Raw genomic sequence first — 17,918 nt, 5'->3', positions numbered from 1 at the left:
GGCGCTTCGCCGGTCGCCTGTCTTCGACCGGGCCCGACGGAGGTCGCTCAGCCGAGCTCGGACGGGGGCTCAGGCGCAGGCCGGCCCGGCTCGATGTGGCTGCGGCGAGAGGGCGGGTGCTCGCGGTCCGGCTCAGGACACTCGCTAGAGCGGCGGCAGCGGCGGGGGCGGGTCATGGGGCGCCACCACCGCCCCGATCGCCGAACCTGCTCGGCTTCGGGCGCAAGGAGCCGGTTTGCGAGCCCTCCTGCTTCACGCAGGGTCGACGGCCAGGGGGTCGAGCCGAACGCCGGCGACTCGTTGTTCCCGGAGCGGATGATGCCGAGGCCGAAGGGCGCGGTCATCGACTCGTAGGCGGGCTTCGACAGGAGGGAACCGCTACCCACACCCGTCGCGGTCGTGGCGAGGTCCCCGATGGTCGTCGTCTGGTTCGCCCCGATCGGTGTGCCCCACTGGGCGTTGAAGTAGGTCGGCTCCTCCGAGAACCGACCCTCGCCGGGATACCGAGCGCGACCCGGCGCTCGGAGCTGTAGGAGTGCAGGACCGGCTCCGGGATCTCGGAGGTCTGCATCTGCACCGTGTCGCGCAGCCCCATCGGGTCGAGCACCTTCTCACGCAGGAGCACGTCCTGCGGCTTCCCGCCGATCCTCGCCAGGATCGCGCCCAGCACCATGAAGTTGGTGTGCGAGTAGCTCCAGTTCGTCCCCGGCGGGAACTGCACCGGGCGCTCGAACGCGTACCGGAGCCGCTCCTCGTAGGTCCAGAGGTGGAAGGGGTCCGCGTTGAACGCGGTCTCCCACTTCGGGTCCGTCTCGAAGTCCGGGTACCCCGACGTCTGGTTGGCCAACATCTTGAGCGTGACCGAATGGGCGCCGGGTAGTTCCGGCAGCCAGCGGTCGATCGGGCCGTCGAGGGTGACCTTCTGCTCGTCGACGTACAGCATGAGCAGCGTGCCGAGGTAGGCGAAGGCGACGGCGCCGTTGCGGAAGTGCATGTCGGTGGTGGCGGGGGCGGCGAGGACCTGCGGCGACGGCCCTGCGGGCAGCGGACAGCACCGGCGGCCAGCACGGACAGGGCCGCCACGACGCCCCGCAGACCCGAGGCCGGGCCCCACCCGCTCCTCCGCAGCAATCGCCGGCCCCCCTTGCACCCCGGATGCCGCTGCGCGTCTCCGCCAGGAACCCCTTCCGGGTGACCCGAGCAGTGTGGCACTCGAACGTCCGACGTGGGGAAACTCGCCGGGCCCACCGCGCGACCGGGATCTCGATGGTCACCGGCGAGGGCGGGCCCCGGCCGACGGCGGGGGCGCCCGACCGAGCCCCGGGGGAGGTCCCTACCCGCACTCGGGGGCCGGCTCCGCCGGCTCGGGTGCGCACACCATGGAGCCGGAGCGCCCGAACGACCACCGTTGTCGCCAGACGCAGAGAGCGAAACGAGGCGGTCACCATGGCGATCATCACCAGCCCCCAGGACTTCAACACCGACGACCTCTACGTCGACGTCGAGTCCGTCATCGGAAGCAAGCTCTTCCTCAAGTGCGAGGGCTTGAACTTCGCCGGGTCGGTCAAGCTGAAGGCCGCGTCCGCGATGGTCGAGGCCGCCGAGCAGGACGGAACCCTGCGCCCGGGCTCGTTCCTGGTCGAGTCGTCGTCGGGCAACCTGGGCGTGGCGCTGGCCATGATCGCCGCGGCCAAGGGCTACAAGTTCGTCTGTGTGACCGACTCCCGCTGCAACCTGGCCACCCGGCGACTGATCGAGGCGCTGGGCAGCGAGGTGCACGTCATCACCGAGCCGGACCCGCACGAAGGCCTGCTCGGCGCGCGGCTCAACCACGTCCGCGAGCTGTGTGCCTCCGACGAGCGGTACGTGTGGCTCAACCAGTACTCCAACCCGAACAGCTGGAAGGCCCACTTCGACACCACCGGCCCGGAGATCGCCCGCCAGTTCCCGGAGATCGACGTGCTGTTCGTCGGCGCCGGGACCACCGGAACCCTGATGGGCTGCGCACGCTACTTCAAGGCCCACCACCCCTCCGTGCGCATCGTCGCGGTGGACAGCGTCGGCTCGGTCAGCTTCGGAACCCCCGCGGCCCGCCGGATGATCCCCGGCCTGGGCAGCGGCGTCCGCCCCCCGATGCTCGACGAGTCCTTCGTCGACGAAGTGATCCACGTCGAGGAGGCCGACACCATCCGCACCTGCCAGCGTCTGGCCCGGATCGGATTCCTGTTCGGCGGCTCCACCGGCACCGTCGTCAGCGGCGCGGAGCGCTGGCTGGCCCAGCACGGCACGCCCGACATGACCGCGGTCGCCATCGCCCCCGACCTGGGCGAGCGCTACCTGGACACGATCTACCAGTCGCACTGGGTCGAGGACCTCTACGGCGAGGACGTGCTCGACGCGGACCGGACGACCACCGTTGCGCTCGCAGCCTGACCCACCCCTCGTCGAGATGGACCCCGGGATCGGACCGCGCAGCCCCGGAGCCGGAGCAGCGCTACTGCGCGCCCGGCCGCCGCTCGTCGCCGCCCTCGGCGGCCTTCCCTCAGCGGCCGGCCGGCGTGCGCGGTCGTCAGGGCTTCATCGTGCCGTCGCCCAGGTACCGCGTGTGCCAGCTGAGCGCCTCGTCGATCAGGTGCGGGGTGTGCTTGCCGGGAGAGCCGGTGAGCGCTCGCTGGTGGTAGTCCTCGAGCATCGGGCGGTAGTCCGGATGCGCGCAGTGGTCGATGATCTGCCGGGCCCGGTGCCGCGGTGCGAGGCCGCGCAGGTCGGCCAGTCCCTGCTCGGTCACCACGACGTGCACGTCGTGCTCGGTGTGATCGACGTGCGAGACCATCGGGACGATGCTGGAGATGGCGCCGTCCTTGGCGGTCGACGGCGTCATGAAGAACGAGATGTAGGCGTTGCGGGCGAAGTCGCCGGATCCGCCGATGCCGTTCTGGATGCGACTTCCCATGAGGTGTGTGCTGTTGACGTTGCCGTAGAGGTCGGCCTCGATGATGCCGTTCATCGCCAGGACGCCGAGCCGGCGCACGAGCTCCGGGTGGTTGCTGATCTCCTGGGGGCGCAGGATGATCCGGTCCCGGTACGCCGAGATGTTCGCGTTGAAGTCCTCGGCGGCGTCGGGGCTGAGCGAGAAGGCGGTGGCCGAGGCGACGCTCAGCTTTCCGGAGCGCAGCATGCCGAGCATGCCGTCCTGGATCACCTCGGTGTACGCCGTCAGATCCTCGAACGGCCCGGCGTCGAGGCCGTCCAGCACGGCGTTGGCGATGTTCCCGACACCCGACTGGATCGGGAGCAGGTTCGCGGGGAGCCGGCCGTGCCCGACCTCGTGCTGGAGGAAGTCGAGGAGGTGCCCGGCGATCCGCTTCGACGCCTCGTCCGCCTCCTTGAACGGCGAGTTGCGGTCGGGCGCGTGGGTCTCGACGACGGCCACCACCTTCTCCGGCGGGCAGTCCAGGTACGGCACGCCGATCCGGTCGCCCGCGCGGGTGAGCGGGATCGGTCGGCGATCGGGCGGCAGCGCGGTGCCGTAGTAGATGTCGTGCATGCCTTCGAGTTCGGCGCTCTGCCAGGAGTTCACCTCGAGGATGACCTGGTCGGCCTGGTCGAGCCACGTCTTGTTGTTGCCGATCGACGACGAGGGCACCAACCGGCCGTCCTCGGTGATGCCGCTGATCTCCACGACGGCCGTCGCCAGGTGGCCCAGGAAGCCCTGCCACACCATCTGTGCGACGTGGGACAGGTGCACGTCGATGCACTCCATGTGCCCTGAGTTGATCTTCTGCCGGCTCACCGGATCGGACTGGTAGGGCAACCGCAGCTCGATCCCGTCGGCCTCGGCGAGCGCGCCGTCGAGCTCAGGGGCGGTCGACGCCCCGGTCCACACACCGACGCGGAACCCGGTGCCCGCGGCGTTCGCCTCGGCGATCCGGCGGGCCAGTGCCAGCGGTACCGCCTTGGGGTAGCCGGCACCGGTGAAGCCGCTCATCCCCACGTTGGAGCCGGCCGGGATCAGCGCCGCGGCCGCCTCGGCCGACATCACCTTCCGCCTCAGGTCGCGGTTCGCGATACGGGTCCTGGAGCCCATCGGTCCTTCCAGTCTCGTCGGGGTGGGGGTACCTCCCGAGGACTGCACGACACACGCACCTACCTACTCGTTGCTAGCGGCCACACCGCGATCCGGCACAGCTTCTCCCCCGAGGCGGAACGCACGGCATGATCTGTGCCCGCTCGACGGCCGGCCCGGCACCTGACGGTCGGCCCGCCGGTCTGCGCCTCCGCCGTACCTCGGGAGGTTCCCCGAGCATTATGCGCGCCTGTACCCGGCCCACCGGCACCGGCGCCGCGGCAGCGTGTTCGTCCTGTCAGCGCGGCGCCCGCCAGGAACTCCACGCCGTCCTCTCGCCGCCCCACACGGACGGAGGTCCCGGCGCGACCGGGTTCCCGGCCACCCGGCTCGGACACGGCCTGTGTCCGACGGTCTCGGTGCGGATCAGCCACCGGCGGTGAGATCCGCGGTGACGAGTCCGAAGGGGGCGCGGTAGGCGGTGGGGGTGACGCCGATCGCGGCCTGGAGGCGGTGCGGCTGGAGCACCGGGAGCACCCGCTAGCGGCCCTCGCCGCGCAGCGCGGCACCGACGCGCTCCGCGGCCGCGACCACGAGCGGACCGAGGTCCGCCGCCCGCTCCGCGCCGAACCGCTGTGCCGGCACCGACACCGCGATAGCGCCGACGGGCCGGCCGTCGGCGTCGAGCACCGCGGACGCCACCGCCCCGACCCCGGCACGCCAGCTGCGGTCCGCGGTGGCGTAGCCGCTCTCGCGCACGCGCCGCAGCTCGGCGGCCAGCGCGTCGCGATCGACGATGGTCGTCTCGGAGTAGCGCTCCAGCGGCCCGGCGAGCAACCGGTCGACCTCGTCGTCGGACAGCCGGGAGAGCACCGCCCGGCCGCTGCAGCTCGCGTGCAGCGACACCCGGGTGCCCAGCCTCACCCACGTCCGCACCGGTTCCGGGCTGTCCAAACGGTCGATCACGACCAGTGCCGACTCGGCGTCCGGCTCCGCGCCGGGCGCGAGGGCGTGCTCCGCCCCGAAACCGCTGAGGTGGATCGTCTCGCGGGTCTCGTCGCGCAGGTCCTGGATCACGGCCAGCGCGGCCTCGCGCAGGCCCTTCTCGGTAGAACCGCGTAGCCCGGTCCTGAGCGCCCTGCCGGTGAGCGCCCAGCGTCCGGCCTCACCGGAGGCCGCGGTGAGCCACCCTGCCTGGCGCAGCGTGACCAGGCAGCGCTGCACCGTGCTCTTCGGGATCCCGGTGGCGCGGGCGATCGCCGAGACCCCCACCGGCTGCAGCTCGGAGACCACCTCCAGCACCCGCAGCGCGGTGAGCACGACGCGCATCCCGGCGTCCGACGGCGGTGCGGCCATTGCCGGCCTCCCCTTGACAGTCGTGAAGCAGATCACTCATCGTGGCACAACATTGGTCCGTAAGGCGGAACGCGTGCCGTGACACGGCACAATCGGAGGGCGGAGACGTGGGGCTCGCGCGATGACCGCTCCGCGCCGGAGCGCGCTCCCGCTGGACGGCGTCACCGTCGTCGCCCTCGAACAGGCGGTCGCGGCGCCGTTCGCCACCCGCCGGCTCGCCGACCTCGGAGCCCGTGTGATCAAGGTCGAGCGACCCGACGGCGGGGACTTCGCGCGTGGCTACGACACCGTCGTGGAAGGCGAGTCCAGCGCCTTCGTGTGGCTGAACCGGGGCAAGGAGTCGGTGCAGCTCGACGTCAAGGACCCGGTCGGCCGGGAGGTGCTGGACCGGCTGCTCGCCCGCGCCGACGTGCTGGTGGCGAACCTGGCCCCGGCCGCGCTGGAGCGGCTCGGGCTCACCGCCGCCGTGCTGGCCCCGCGGCACCCGCAGCTCGTCGTCTGCACCGTGGCCGGCTACCCGCCGGGCGGGCCGTCGCGGACGAAGAAGGCCTACGACGCGCTGATCCAGGCCGAGGCCGGGCTGATGTCGCTGACCGGGGCGGCGGGCGCCCCGGCCAAGGTCGGCATCTCGATCGCCGACATCGCGGCCGGTTGCCACGCCTACAGCGGGGTCCTCGCCGCGCTGCGCCACCGCGACCGCACCGGCGAGGCGCTGCCCGTCGACGTGTCGCTGTTCGGCGCGCTCACCGAGTGGATGGCCTACCCGCTCTACTACACGCGGCACTCCGGCGTCGCGCCCGTGCCGATGGGCACCGCGCATCCGACGATCGCGCCCTACGGCGCGATCATCGCCGCGGACGGTCGGTCGGTCATGATCGCGGTGCAGAACGAGCGCGAGTGGGTGCGGCTGTGCACCGAGGTGCTCGACGACGCGACCCTCGCCACCGATCCGCGGTTCTGCTCGAACTCCCTGCGTGTCGCGCACCGCGCCGAGCTCGACGCGGTCCTGGCCGCCGCTGCCGCCCGGCATCCGGGCGAGGTCCTCATGGCGCGCCTCGACGCGGCCGGCATCGCCTGGGGCCGGCTGACCCAGCTCGCCGACCTCGCGGACCACCCCGAGCTCGCCCCCGCCGACCGCTGGCTGGACACGGGCACGCCCGGCGGCCCGGTGCGCACCCTGCGTCCCACCGGTGCTCCCGGCGATCGCGTCGCCGAGAACGGCGCCGTTCCCGGCCTCGGCGAGCACACCGCCGCCGTGCTCGCCGAGCTGCACCTTGAGGAAGGACACCGATGACGACGCACACGGGCTGGCGGGGCCGGTTCTACGAGGACTTCGTGGTGGGCGACGTGTACGAGCACCCGCTCGGGCGCACGATCACCACCACCGACAACATCTGGTTCACCCTGCTCACCCAGAACACCGCGCCGCTGCACTTCGACCACGAGTACGCCGCGCGCACCGAGTTCGGGAAGCCGCTGGTGAACTCCGCGTTGACGCTGTCGCTCGTCGCCGGGCAGAGCGTCACCGACGTGTCGCAGAACGTCTTCGCCAACCTGGGCTGGGAGAAGGTCACGCTCCCCCACCCCGTCTTCGAGGGCGACACGATCCGCTCGCGGTCGAGGGTGCAGGCCGTGCGCGAGTCCGCGTCGCGGCCCGGGCTGGGCGTCGTCACCGTCTCGACGACCGGGCTGAAGCAGACCGGTGAGGTCGTCATCGAGTTCACCCGCACCCTGCTGGTCTACAAGCGCGGGCACGGCCCGCGGGCGGAGCAGGCGTCGTGACGGTCGCCGCCGGCACCGATCTGCGCCGGGACCTGCGCGGGCTCATCGACCGGATCTGCGCCGACTACCCCGACGCCTACTGGCGCGAGGTCGACGAGGCGCGCCGCTACCCCGAGGAGTTCGTCGACGCGCTCACCCGCACCGGTTGCCTCGGCGCTCTCGTCCCCGAGGAGTACGGCGGCCTGGGCCTGGGCCTGGGCGACGCCTCGGTGCTGCTCGAGGGCATCAACGCCAACGGGGCCAACGCCGGGCCGGTGCACGCGCAGCTCTACACGATGGGATCGGTGCTGCGCCACGGCAGCGAGGAGCAGAAGCGGCGCTACCTGCCCGACATCGCCTCGGGTGCCCTGCGGCTGCAGGCCTTCGGGGTCACCGAACCCACCGCCGGCACCGACACCACCAGCATCCGCACCACCGCCGTCCGCACCGACGACGGGTACGTGATCAACGGCCAGAAGGTCTTCATCTCCCGCGTGCAGCACTCCGACCTGATGCTGCTGCTCGCCCGCACCACCCCGCGCGACCAGGTACAGCGCAAGTCCGACGGCCTCTCGCTGTTCCTCATCGACCTGCGCCAGGTCGAGGGCGTCGAGCTCCGTCCCTTGCGGACGATGGTGAACCACGAGACGAACGAGGTCTTCCTCACCGACGTCCACGTCCCGGCCGACGCGCTGATCGGCGAGGAGGGCCGGGGTTTCCGCTACGTCCTGGACGGCATGAACGCCGAGCGGATCCTCGTCGCGGCCGAGTGCATCGGCGACGGCCGCTGGTTCGTGGAGCGGGCGTCGCGCTACGCCTCGGAGCGGGTGGTCTTCGACCGGCCGATCGGGCGCAACCAGGGCGTGCAGTTCCCCATCGCCCGCGCTCACGTGCACGTCGAGGCCGCGGACCTGATGCGCTGGAAGGCCGCCGACCTGTTCGACGCCGGGCAGCCCTGCGGGGCGGAGGCCAACATGGCCAAGCTGCTCGCGGCCGACGCGTCCTGGGAGGCGGCCGACGTGGCGCTGCAGACCCACGGCGGCTACGGCTTCACCGCCGAGTACGACATCGAGCGCAAGTTCCGCGAGACGCGGCTCTACCAGGTGGCCCCCGTCTCGACGAACCTGATCCTGTCCTATGTGGGCGAGCACGTCCTGGGGATGCCGCGCTCGTTCTGACCACACCGACCCCACCCGACGACGCGTGGAGGAGATCCCACATGGACGGTCCCGAGTACGGCCTGGTGCTCTGCAGCCAGTTCCCACCGGGCGACGACGCCACAGCGCGCTTCGCCGAGCAGGTGGAGCAGGTGCACCATGTGCGCGACGCCGGCTTCACCTCGGTCTGGGCCACCCAGCACTACCTGGCCGAGGAGTTCCAGTACCTGCACCCGCTCGCGGTGCTGGGCAGGCTCGTCCCGGAGACCGGCGACATGCGGATCGGCACGGCCATCACCCTGATGACACTGGCCCACCCCGTCGACATGGCCGAGCAGCTCGCCACGCTGGACATCCTGTCCGGCGGGCGGCTGACCGTCGGGGCGGGCCTGGGCTACCGCGACCTCGAGTTCGACGCGTTCGGCATCCCGCGCGACCGGCGGCTGCGCCGCTTCCGCGAGAACCTCGACCTCGTGCTGCGGCTGTGGACCGACGACGAGGTGAGCTTCGACGGCGACGCGGGACGGCTCGACGGTGTGCGGCCGGTGCTGCGCCCCGTGCAGCGCCCGCACCCGCCGGTCTGGCTGGCCGGGCACACCGACAAGGCGCTGACCCGCACCGCGGGCATGGGGCTGCCGTGGCTCGCGGCCGCCGCCCACGTCGACGCCGACCATCTGCGACGCCAGGCCGCGTTCTTCCGTGCGGCCTGCGCCGAGCAGGGCAGGCCGGGCACCGAGGTGAACGTGCTGCAGGAGATCTACGTCGGGGAGTCCGACGAGCAGACGATCGAGGACGTCCGGGATGCGCTCGCGGCCAAGTACGCGGCCTACCGGGCATGGGGACAGGACCAGGTGCTCCCGGAGTCGCAGTCCTTCGACAAGGCGTTCGACGACCTGCGCCGCGGCCGGTTCGTCCTGGGGGGCCCGGAGAGCTGCCGCCGGCAGCTCGAGGAGCTGATCACGACGGTCGGGCCGTCCCACGTGCTGCTGCGCCCGCAGTGGCCGGGGCTGCCGCACGAGCGGGTGATGGGGAGCCTGCGTCGCCTGACGGGCGAGGTGCTCCCGGCGCTCGCCCCGGCCGCGGCGGCGCGGACATGACGCCCCGGCCGATCGGGCGGCGTTCGTTCCTGTCCGCTGCCGGGCTGGGGGTCTGCGGGCTGGGGCTCGCCGGGCTGGGGCTCTCCGGGTGCGCGGCGGCGCAGGCCGCCGGGCAGCGGTCCATCACCACCGCCACCTACATCCCGGCGTCCTACGACGACCTCTACCCCGGCATCCAGACGTTCATGGACACCCTCGCAGACCAGAGCGGCGGGGCGATGACCTGCGACATGTTCGACTCCGGCGCGCTGCTCGGCGCCGAGCAGCTGCTGCCGGGGCTGCTGCTCGGGGCTGCCGACGTGATGTTCCAGACCAGCTCGTACGTGTCCTCGACCTACCCGATCCTCGGCGCGATGGAGCTGCCCTTCGGCACGGAGGACTACGCGAAGCAGCGGCGCGCCCTGGACCCGGCAGGTCCGCTGATGGAGGTCATCAACACCGGGCTGGCGCCGCAGGGCGTGCGGCTGCTCGGCGGGATGCCCACCACCTTCGAGTACCTCTGGACCATCGACCGGCCGATCCTGAAGCCGGAGGACGCCCGCGGCCTGCGGATCAGGGTGGCCGGTGAGATCGAGGGCGAGACGGTCAAGGCGCTCGGCGGCGCACCCGTCTCGATGGGCTCCGCGGAGGTCTACGAGGCGCTCGAGCGCGGGACGATCGACGGGATGATGAGCTACGTCGGCACCGTCGTCTCCCGGGACCTGCAGGAGATCATCCGGTACGGCACGGTGGCCCACTTCGGGGCCTACACCGTCGACGCCTACTGCCGGTCCGGCTGGTACGACGAGCAGCCGCCGGACATCAAGGCGGCCCTCGACGCCGCGGGCCGCGCCCTCTACGCGGACGGCACGGAGGTGATGGCGGGCGTCCACGAGCGCGAGTACCTGCCCGCCGTGCGCGCGGGCGGGGTCGAGCTCGTCGAGCCCGGTGGGGCCGAGCTGGCCGCCTTCCGCGAGGCCGTCGCCCCCGTCTACGGGCGCTGGCACGACCTGCTGGCCGATCCGGCCGTCGCCGACCGGGCCCTGCAGTCCATCGAGAGCGCCTGAGGAGATGGTTCCCGTGCTGACCAGGGCCCGGCGGGCCGTGCTCGCCTGTACCGCGACGATGGCCGTGATCGCGATGGTCGTCGTCGGGCTGATGATGCTCACGATCACCTACGACGTGCTGGCGCGCTTCCTGTTCGCGGCCCCGACCGACTGGGCCTATCCCCTCAACTCGGTCGGCGTCCTCGTGGCGACCACGCTGGCGGTGCCGCACCTCTGGGCCACCGGCAACCACATCTCCATGGACCTGGTGCACCGCGCGCTGCCGCCGGGTGCCCGCCGGGTCGCCGACATCGTGACGACGGTGGCCGCCTGTTTCCTCGGCCTCGTGCTGGCCGTCACCGCGTTCCGGTCGATGACCGTGGCGATCGCGGGCGGCCTCACCGGCGCCGGCACCTTCAACATCCCGCTGTGGATGCCGGACGCGGTGCTGTTCGTCACCGGGGTGTTCCTCGTGCTGGCCGCGGCGCTGTTCCCGCCCGACCCCGGCGCCGGGCGGCTACCCGAAGAGCCGCCCGCCGACGACCTGTCCGCGGCGGACGCGCTGACCACCGATCCGCTCACCGGCACCACGGAGGCCACCCGATGATCGCCGACGGAGTGATCGTCAGCCTCGCGGTGGTGCTGCTGCTCGTGCTCATCGCTGTGCGCGCGCCGATCTTCGTGGCGCTCGGGGTCTCCGGCGTCGTGGGGATGCTCGGACTCGGTGGGCTCACCGGCATCGAGCTCGTGCCGCTGGCGCTCGTCTCGCAGCTGCAGGAATACGCGCTCGTCGCGGCGCCGCTCTACATCCTGCTCGGTGAGGCGTTGGCGGTCAGCGGGCTGGGCCGCGACCTGTTCGGTGCCGCCCACCGCTGGTTCAGCCGGGTGCCCGGCGGGCTCGGGGCGTCGGCGGTCGGGGCGTCCACGCTGTTCGGGGCGATGTCGGGGGTGAGCATCTCCTCGGTCGCGGTGATCGGCCGGATGGCCGTGCCGGAGATGCTGGACCGGGGATACCGGCCCGCGTTCGCGAGCGGCGCCGTGGCGGCGTCCGGGGCGCTGGCGATGCTGATCCCGCCGAGCCTGATGTTCATCCTCTACTCGTCGGTGACGGGCGAGAGCGTGGCGGCGCTGTTCGCGGGCGGGCTGCTGCCGGGCCTGCTGCTCGCCGCGATGATGATCGTCTACATCGTCCTGCGGGCGAAGCTGGCGCCGGCCAACGCGCCGGTCGACGAAGAGCGCTTCACCTGGCGCCAGCGGGTGGTCGCCGTGGGCCGGATCTCCCCGGCGCTGGTGCTGATCGCGCTGGTGCTCGGCTCGATCTACACCGGCTTCGCCACTCCCACCGAGGCCGCGGCGGTCGGCGCGCTGGCGGCGTTCGCCGTCACCGGCCTGATCTACCACAAGCTCGGGTGGGCCAACCTCAAGAAGATCTTCGTGTCCACGGCGGCGGTGACCGCGTCGGTCCTGGTGATCGTCGGGGCCGCGTTCGTGTTCACGCAGATGCTCGTGATGGCCCGGATCCCCGACGCCGTGACGAACTTCGTGGTCGGGCTGGACGTCCCGGCCACGGTGATCATGATCGGGATCATGCTCATCCTGATCGTGCTGGGCTGTCTGGTGGACGCAGCGTCGCTGCTGCTGGTGGTGACCCCGATCCTGGTGCCCGCGGTCACCGAGCTGGGCTACGACCCGATCTGGTTCGGGGTGCTGCTGGTGGTCAACCTGGAGATCGCGGTGATCACGCCGCCGGTCGGGCTGAACCTCTACACGATGAAGTCGGTGGTGCCCGGGCTCGATCTGAGCGACATCTTCCGCGGGATCACCCCCTACATCCTGATCGAGGCCGCCCTGCTCGGCTTCCTGATCGCGATACCGGAGATCGCCACCTACCTACCGGGGCTGCTGTCGTGACGACCCGTATCGCCGACCTGGCCGAGTGGGCCACCGCCGTGCACACCGCCGCTCACATCGACGAGTCCGACGAGGAGCTGGCCGGGCGGGCGCTCGTCGACACCGTCGCCGTCACGCTCGCCGCGCTCGACGACCCGATCACCGGGTGGACGGTGGGCCAGCCCGCCGCGCTGCGGTGGGCCGCCGTGGGCCACGTCCTCGACTTCGACGACGTGCACCTGCCGTCGACGTCCCACGTGAGCGTGGTCTGCGTGCCGGCCGCGCTGGCCTGCGGCGGTGGCAGCCGCGAGTACCTGGCCGCTGCCGGGGTGATGGCGCGGCTCGGTGCGGCGCTGGGCTGGGAGCACTACAAGGCCGGCTGGCACGCCACCTGCACCGCGGGCGCGCCCGCCGCGGCGGTGGCGGCGGGGCTCGCACTCGGCCTGGACACAGGAGGGCTGGCCACGGCGATGGCGCTGGCGGTGCCGGCCGCAGGGGGCGTGCAGCGGTCCTTCGGCACGGCGGGAAAGGCACTACAGGTGGGCTTCGCCGCGGCAGCCGGGGTCCGGGCGGCGCACCTGGCGGCAGCCGGGGCATCCGCCGACCCCTCCGCCCTCGACCAGTGGTTCACCCTGGTCGGCGGCTCGGGCCCGCCGGAGCTCGACGGTCCGGTCGTGCCCGACGGTCTGGCGATCAAGCTGCATCCATGCTGCTACGCACTGCAGCGCCCGATCAGCGCTGCCCGCGCGGTGCCGCGGATGCGTCCGGAGGACGTGGTGTCCATCCGGGTCCGGACGCCGCAGGCCGCGCTGCAACCGTTGATCCACAGCGCGCCCGCGACGGGGCTGGAGGGGAAGTTCTCCCTCGAGTACTCGATCGCGGCCGCGCTGCTCGACGGCTTCCCCGGCACCGCTGCCTTCACCGACGCCGCTGTCGAGCGTCCGGAGGCGAAGCGCCTGACCGGTTCCGTGGAGGTGCTCGCGGAGCCCGGCGGCACGCACATCCTGGCGGGCGACGTCCGGATCACGGTCACCCGCACCGACGGCACGGAGGAACACGCGGTGCTGGACGTTCCCGATGGGCATCCGCTGCGGCCGCCGTCGGACGCCGACCTGGCCGCCAAGGTCACCGGCTGCGTCGGCGAGGAGCGGGCCGCCACGGTGCTCGGCCTCGACTGGACGGCCGCGGCGGCGCTGCTGCACCGCGTCCTGCCCGAAGGCGGGCAAACCGGTTGATCGTGGCCGCTCCCGGTGTTCGGTGTCGCGGTGCTGATCCGACGTGAGCTACCGGGGACGAGCGCGGCATCCGGGACGTGCACCTCGAGGCGTTCGCGCCGATGTACCCGGACGGGCAGCCGGTCGAGGCGAGGCTGATCGAGGCATTGCGCGAGAGCGACGCGTGGATCGGTGCGCTCTCCCTCGTCGCGCACTTGAACAGTCGATCCGCTGCGGCGATTCGTGCCTCTGATCGGCTTCGGAGGACGTGCGGTTCCGTGCTTCCGCTCGGCGTCGTCACAGTCGGCCTGCCCTCCATGTGCCAGCCGGTGAACCGGCGACTGTTGAAAGTCCGTAGCTCCTTCGGTCGTGCTGAGTGGGACGATGTCGGTCGATGTAAGGCTGTGATCGGAATGGAGAAAGCCCGGGAGATCGAGGTATTCCTCGCGGTCGCCGAAGAACTGCACTTCGGCCGGGCTGCCGCCCGCCTGCATCTGACGACCTCGCGGGTCAGCCAGGCGATCCGCGCGCTCGAGCGCCGCATCGGCGCGCCGCTGTTCGAGCGGACCAGCCGCACCGTGCGCCTCACCCCGCTGGGTCAAGCTCTCCTCGACGACGTACGCCCGGCCGTTCGACAGCTGGAAGAGGCACTGCGCAGGGCCAAGCGCTCGGCCAGCCGGGAGCCGCAGGGAGTACTGCAGGTCTATTTCGCCAACTCGCTGCGCGAGGAGTTGACCGCGGCCTTGGTGCACGGGTTCATCGAGGCCCACCCGCACGTCCCGCTGGTTCGCTACGCCTATCCGTCGATGCAGCACCGCCGATGGTGCGACCACTCGCGCGACGACGTGTACGTCAGCTGGTTTCCCGACCAGCCCGACGTCCTGAACCTGCCCCGGGTTCATACCGGACCGGTGATCCTGCACGAGCCCCGCTCGGTGATGGTCCGCAACGCCCACCCGCTGGCCGGGCACGAGGTGGTCGACATCGAGGAGCTCGCCGAGTACGACGTGCTCTACCCGCCCCCGCTGACCCAGCGGTTCGCCGATGCGTGGACCCCGCCGGTGACCCCGTCCGGGCGACCGATGAGGCGGGTACGGCGCATGACCGACAGCTTCATGGAGGAAGCCCTCACGATCGTGGTGCACGAGGACATCGCCCACGTGACCATCAGCCGGCCCGCACCGGCCGTGCTTCGGCCCGGCGTGGTGCTCGTGCCGCTGTCCGGGTTGCCGCCGTTCCGGCTGGCGCCTCTGTGGTCGATCTTCGCCCAGAACAGGTGGATCCGGGCGTTCACCGAACTGGCCGCGCACACCGGCTCCGACGCCGGCTGGTTGGACACCGGTGGTGGATGAGGCCGCGGTCGTTCTTCGCCGGCCCCGAGCGCAGCGGGCCTCGAGAGACTCGGCGACGTCGGTGAGCTGGTTCAGCGCGGTGAGAGCCAGGACCTGGTGGGCGGCGGTGCCGGCGGGGGCGATGAGCTGCAACCGGCGACCGTCCGAGGCCATCTGCTCGGCCAGCTGGTAGAGCAACTGGACCCCGGCGCTGGCCAGATGGTTCACGCCGCCGAGGTCGATGATCAACGGGAGCGCCCCGCCGCGGCCGGCTTCCTGGAGACGTCGGTGCAGTTCGGTGACGGTGCACAGATCGACCGGTCCGTGCACCACCACCTGCGGCCGGCCGGCTTCGACGATCTCGACGCGGAAGTCCTTCTCGCCGGCCGCGACGGCGGCCCGCGGACCCGCGCCGTCCGGCCCGACCGCGGGCAGGCGGCTCAGCGAGCGGTCCATGAGAACCGTGGTGCCGGTGGCGCTGTCGTCGATCTCCACGGTGTCCATGCAGCCGCGGATCAGTGCCAGTCCGCGCCCTCTGATGCCCGGATGGGTCGGTGGGACGGCCCACCGTCCCGTGTCCGCGACGGTCATGCAGATCCGTCCGACGGCGTCGAGCACCCCCTCGACCCGCACCGGTCCCGCGTCGTCGGGGTAGGCGTGCTCGATGACGTTGCTGACCGCCTCGAGCACGGCGAACCTGACGGCGAGCACGTCGTCGTCGCTGCCGCCCAGTGACGTCAGCCAGTCGTCGAGCCGGGCCCGGAGCGGGGCCAGTGCACCCGGGAACGCCGGGAGGTCCGCCTTGAACGGCGGGGGGCGGGTTCCGGTGTGCTGCACCGCCAGCAGGGTCACGTCGTCGGCGTGGCCGTCCCAGGTCATGCGTTCCACGGTCAGCTCGCACGCCCGGTCCGGGGGCTCCGCGGCCGTCATGCGGGGGGTGCCGTGCGTCCACGCGTCTTCGGCGACGATCCGCAGCTGGTCCAGGCCCTCCCGCAAAGTCCGGTCGGGGCGTTGGACCAGGCCGTCGGTGTAGAGCAGCACCAGGTCGCCGGCATTCAGCCGTGCCGTCTGCACCGGGGCCGTCGTGGTGGCGACGACACCGAGTGGCCCACCGGGGCCGACGGGCAGGTAGCGGACCCGTCCGCCCGCGGCCAGCACCAGCGGGGGCGGATGCCCGGAGCAGGCGTAGTCCAGCCGGCCGTCGGCCGGGTCCAGGATCGCCAGGCACACCGTGCTGGCCACCGCCCCCGGCACCCGGGCGACGAAGCGGTCCAGCCGGGCCAACACCTCGGGCAGCTCGGCACCGTCGAGGAACAGCTCCATCAGCACGGCCCGCAGCTGGCCCATGACCGCCGAGGCCCGCGTGCCGGAGCCCACGACGTCGCCGACGGCCAGTCCGACCCGGCCGTCGCCGAGCGGCACGGCGTCGAACCAGTCACCGCCGGCGCCCTGTTCGCGGTCGGCGACCAGGTAGCGGGCCGTCATCCGCACCCCGGGCAGCACCGGCAACCGCTCCGGCAGCAGGCTGCGCTGCAGGGCCATGGCCCCGTCCACCGCCGCCTGGTAGCGCTGTTCGAACGCGGTGGCCCGGGCCTCGGCCGCACGCCGGGCCGCGACCACGTCGGTCACATCCATCGCATGGACGACCACCCCGCGCACCGCACCGTCGCCGGGGCGGGTGGGCACCACGGTGAAGTCGAGGTAGAGCTCCCGGAGCCGTCCATCGCCGTCGGCGTCCGGCAGGACGCGCCACTCGCGCCCGGAGACCGGGCGCCCACTGGTGTAAGCCGCGTCGAGCTGCTTCGCCAGCCGCCGGCCGGCCACCTCGGGAAGCGCTTCCCGGTAGGAGAGACCGATGACCGGGCGGCCGGGATCCAGCAGGGCCCGTGCCGCTCGGTTGACCGCGACGAGGACGTGGTCCGGTCCCTCGAAGACGAACACGCAGGCCGGTAGGTCCTCGAAACACGCGGCGACCACCCGCGGATCGCCGAACACCCGCGGGTCCGGTTCCTCCGCGCCCGACTCGGGGAGCCGGCAGTCCGTGCTCATGGCCGGCCCCCTCGGATCGGGTCGTCGCAGAGCGTCGTCCTTGCGCGGGGCCGGCACCGGACGGCGACTGACACGTCACTCCCCCTGTCGGGCAGCCCGAACCTGTGCGCAGGCCCGCTCCACGTCTTCCCACACCCGGCGGGCCTCCCCGTCCTCGGCGATCCAGCTCGCCGCCGCCGCGGCCGCCGCCGTGTCCCCGTTGTCGGCCAGCACCTGCAGCTCCACGAGGCGATCCACCCACCGAGGGTCGGCCGGCTCGCCGTGGGCTTGCTGCGCGGGCGTGCGGCCCTCGCGGTTGTTCGGGTTCATCAGGTCACCTTTCGTCTAGCGGTCGAGACGGCTCGGCTCGGTTCTGCCGGTGGACTCGGGTCGGTGGTGGCCGGCCCGCGGACGCCTGGTTCCCGTGGCCGAGCACGATCGGGCAGCGGGCAGAAAGTCGCCGTACCCGGACCTCGGCCCGGGGTCACGTGCATGTCTGGTCGGTGAGGGGCGGAGCCGGAGGCCGTCAAGGCCCGGCCGGGCGGACCAGGTCCGCCCGGCCGACGCCCATGGCGTGGCACTGGAACCGCCCGTCGTGCGCAGTTCGAGTACCACCGGCGACCCACGAGTTCCAGCGCTGGCGCAGGAACCGGCGGGTAGGTGAGCGGGCCGGGCCGCCTCGGCCCGGCTCCGTCTCGTGTGCGGCCGCGAGCGGTCCGGAGGGCACAGCTCGTCCGCGCGCCCCTTACCTCGGTCCTGTCGGGCCTGTGGCAACCCACGGACCCGGCACCCGGACCGGGCCCCCGGCCTCTGCTGTCGGCGACGGACGCACGGGATCGTTGCAGGGCCGGACCACCCGGCCGGCCGCCGTGCGAGCGTCGGGGACGGGTAGCGGGTGGAGGACCTGCTGGAGGTCCACCAGCGGAGGAGGGCTACGGTGATTGGCCATACGCCAGGGTGCTCCGAGGACTCTGTGGGTCACGCATGAATCGG

Annotated in this window: 14 protein-coding genes and 1 pseudogene; 10 read left to right on the top strand and 5 right to left on the bottom strand. The window is 72.3% G+C overall.

Translation table 11 applies throughout. The annotated features are described in order from the left end of the window. Positions 1-340: 340 nt before the first annotated feature. Positions 341-1,114 carry a serine hydrolase domain-containing protein gene (locus WBK50_RS13185; protein ID WP_341335887.1) on the bottom strand — a complete coding sequence of 258 codons (774 nt, stop codon included), beginning with the start codon at positions 1,112-1,114 and terminating at the stop codon, positions 341-343. Between the two features lie 332 nt (positions 1,115-1,446). Here WBK50_RS13185 and sbnA point away from each other — a divergent pair, with 332 nt between their 5' ends. Then, positions 1,447-2,433, top strand: coding sequence for a 2,3-diaminopropionate biosynthesis protein SbnA (sbnA, locus tag WBK50_RS13180; protein WP_341335886.1), 987 nt, complete (start codon positions 1,447-1,449; stop codon positions 2,431-2,433). A gap of 136 nt (positions 2,434-2,569) precedes the next feature. Here the strand turns inward: sbnA and WBK50_RS13175 are convergent, their stop codons facing one another. Together WBK50_RS13175 and WBK50_RS13170 are read right to left on the bottom strand one after the other, a co-directional pair. Then, the gene (locus tag WBK50_RS13175; protein WP_341335885.1) at positions 2,570-4,087 is read right to left on the bottom strand and encodes an acetyl-CoA hydrolase/transferase family protein; all 1,518 of its coding nucleotides are present in this window, start codon (positions 4,085-4,087) and stop codon (positions 2,570-2,572) included. A 519-nt stretch (positions 4,088-4,606) separates the two neighbouring features. Then, entirely contained in the window at positions 4,607-5,422 is an 816-nt protein-coding gene (locus WBK50_RS13170; RefSeq protein ID WP_341335884.1) for an IclR family transcriptional regulator, read from the bottom strand. Between the two features lie 121 nt (positions 5,423-5,543). On the opposite strand from WBK50_RS13170, the gene WBK50_RS13165 reads away from it, so the two are divergent. The 9 genes from WBK50_RS13165 to WBK50_RS13125 all read left to right on the top strand — a co-directional run bounded on the left by WBK50_RS13165 (position 5,544) and on the right by WBK50_RS13125 (position 14,918). Further along, a complete protein-coding gene (locus WBK50_RS13165) occupies positions 5,544-6,716 on the top strand; it encodes a CaiB/BaiF CoA transferase family protein (RefSeq protein ID WP_341335883.1) in 1,173 nt (390 codons plus the stop codon). After that, complete coding sequence (locus WBK50_RS13160) at positions 6,713-7,204, top strand: MaoC family dehydratase (RefSeq protein WP_341335882.1); 492 nt, start codon at positions 6,713-6,715, stop codon at positions 7,202-7,204. Before WBK50_RS13165 ends, WBK50_RS13160 begins: the two co-directional genes overlap by 4 nt. Further along, positions 7,201-8,361, top strand: coding sequence for an acyl-CoA dehydrogenase family protein (locus WBK50_RS13155; protein ID WP_341335881.1), 1,161 nt, complete (start codon positions 7,201-7,203; stop codon positions 8,359-8,361). The genes WBK50_RS13160 and WBK50_RS13155 overlap by 4 nt, the downstream gene beginning before the upstream one ends. Positions 8,362-8,402: 41 nt before the next feature. Continuing rightward, the gene (locus tag WBK50_RS13150; RefSeq protein WP_341335880.1) at positions 8,403-9,437 is read left to right on the top strand and encodes an LLM class flavin-dependent oxidoreductase; all 1,035 of its coding nucleotides are present in this window, start codon (positions 8,403-8,405) and stop codon (positions 9,435-9,437) included. Continuing rightward, the gene (locus WBK50_RS13145; protein ID WP_341335879.1) at positions 9,434-10,483 is read left to right on the top strand and encodes a TRAP transporter substrate-binding protein; all 1,050 of its coding nucleotides are present in this window, start codon (positions 9,434-9,436) and stop codon (positions 10,481-10,483) included. Before WBK50_RS13150 ends, WBK50_RS13145 begins: the two co-directional genes overlap by 4 nt. A 13-nt stretch (positions 10,484-10,496) precedes the next feature. After that, entirely contained in the window at positions 10,497-11,069 is a 573-nt protein-coding gene (locus tag WBK50_RS13140; RefSeq protein ID WP_341335878.1) for a TRAP transporter small permease, read from the top strand. Beyond that, positions 11,066-12,373, top strand: a complete 1,308-nt coding sequence (locus tag WBK50_RS13135) for a TRAP transporter large permease (RefSeq protein ID WP_341335877.1) — start codon at positions 11,066-11,068, stop codon at positions 12,371-12,373. The genes WBK50_RS13140 and WBK50_RS13135 overlap by 4 nt, the downstream gene beginning before the upstream one ends. Continuing rightward, positions 12,370-13,587 carry an MmgE/PrpD family protein gene (locus WBK50_RS13130; RefSeq protein ID WP_341335876.1) on the top strand — a complete coding sequence of 406 codons (1,218 nt, stop codon included), beginning with the start codon at positions 12,370-12,372 and terminating at the stop codon, positions 13,585-13,587. The genes WBK50_RS13135 and WBK50_RS13130 overlap by 4 nt, the downstream gene beginning before the upstream one ends. 77 nt (positions 13,588-13,664) lie before the next feature. Next, complete coding sequence (locus WBK50_RS13125) at positions 13,665-14,918, top strand: LysR family transcriptional regulator (protein WP_341335875.1); 1,254 nt, start codon at positions 13,665-13,667, stop codon at positions 14,916-14,918. Positions 14,919-15,023: 105 nt separating this feature from the next. On the opposite strand, the pseudogene WBK50_RS35105 reads toward WBK50_RS13125, so the two are convergent. Together WBK50_RS35105 and WBK50_RS13110 are read right to left on the bottom strand one after the other, a co-directional pair. After that, positions 15,024-16,946 (bottom strand): annotated as a pseudogene (locus WBK50_RS35105) (SpoIIE family protein phosphatase); the annotation flags it as partial. Between the two features lie 75 nt (positions 16,947-17,021). Then, positions 17,022-17,255 (bottom strand): hypothetical protein, encoded by a 234-nt coding sequence (locus WBK50_RS13110; RefSeq protein WP_341335872.1) that lies wholly within the window; start codon positions 17,253-17,255, stop codon positions 17,022-17,024. Positions 17,256-17,918: the final 663 nt, after the last annotated feature.

Source organism: Pseudonocardia sp. T1-2H (assembly GCF_038039215.1).
In the GTDB taxonomy this organism is placed as follows: domain Bacteria; phylum Actinomycetota; class Actinomycetes; order Mycobacteriales; family Pseudonocardiaceae; genus Pseudonocardia.
This window is presented reverse-complemented; position numbering and strand designations above follow the sequence as displayed.

What these genes read in the sequence shown, in the direction of transcription:
- WBK50_RS13170 (WP_341335884.1), bottom strand. Translation starts at nt 5,422, where the DNA reads ATGGCCGCACCGCCGTCGGACGCCGGGATGCGCGTCGTGCTCACCGCG.
- WBK50_RS13175 (WP_341335885.1), bottom strand. Translation starts at nt 4,087, where the DNA reads ATGGGCTCCAGGACCCGTATCGCGAACCGCGACCTGAGGCGGAAGGTG.
- sbnA (WP_341335886.1), top strand. Translation starts at nt 1,447, where the DNA reads ATGGCGATCATCACCAGCCCCCAGGACTTCAACACCGACGACCTCTAC.
- WBK50_RS13150 (WP_341335880.1), top strand. Translation starts at nt 8,403, where the DNA reads ATGGACGGTCCCGAGTACGGCCTGGTGCTCTGCAGCCAGTTCCCACCG.
- WBK50_RS13145 (WP_341335879.1), top strand. Translation starts at nt 9,434, where the DNA reads ATGACGCCCCGGCCGATCGGGCGGCGTTCGTTCCTGTCCGCTGCCGGG.
- WBK50_RS13135 (WP_341335877.1), top strand. Translation starts at nt 11,066, where the DNA reads ATGATCGCCGACGGAGTGATCGTCAGCCTCGCGGTGGTGCTGCTGCTC.
- WBK50_RS13110 (WP_341335872.1), bottom strand. Translation starts at nt 17,255, where the DNA reads ATGAACCCGAACAACCGCGAGGGCCGCACGCCCGCGCAGCAAGCCCAC.
- WBK50_RS13165 (WP_341335883.1), top strand. Translation starts at nt 5,544, where the DNA reads ATGACCGCTCCGCGCCGGAGCGCGCTCCCGCTGGACGGCGTCACCGTC.
- WBK50_RS13160 (WP_341335882.1), top strand. Translation starts at nt 6,713, where the DNA reads ATGACGACGCACACGGGCTGGCGGGGCCGGTTCTACGAGGACTTCGTG.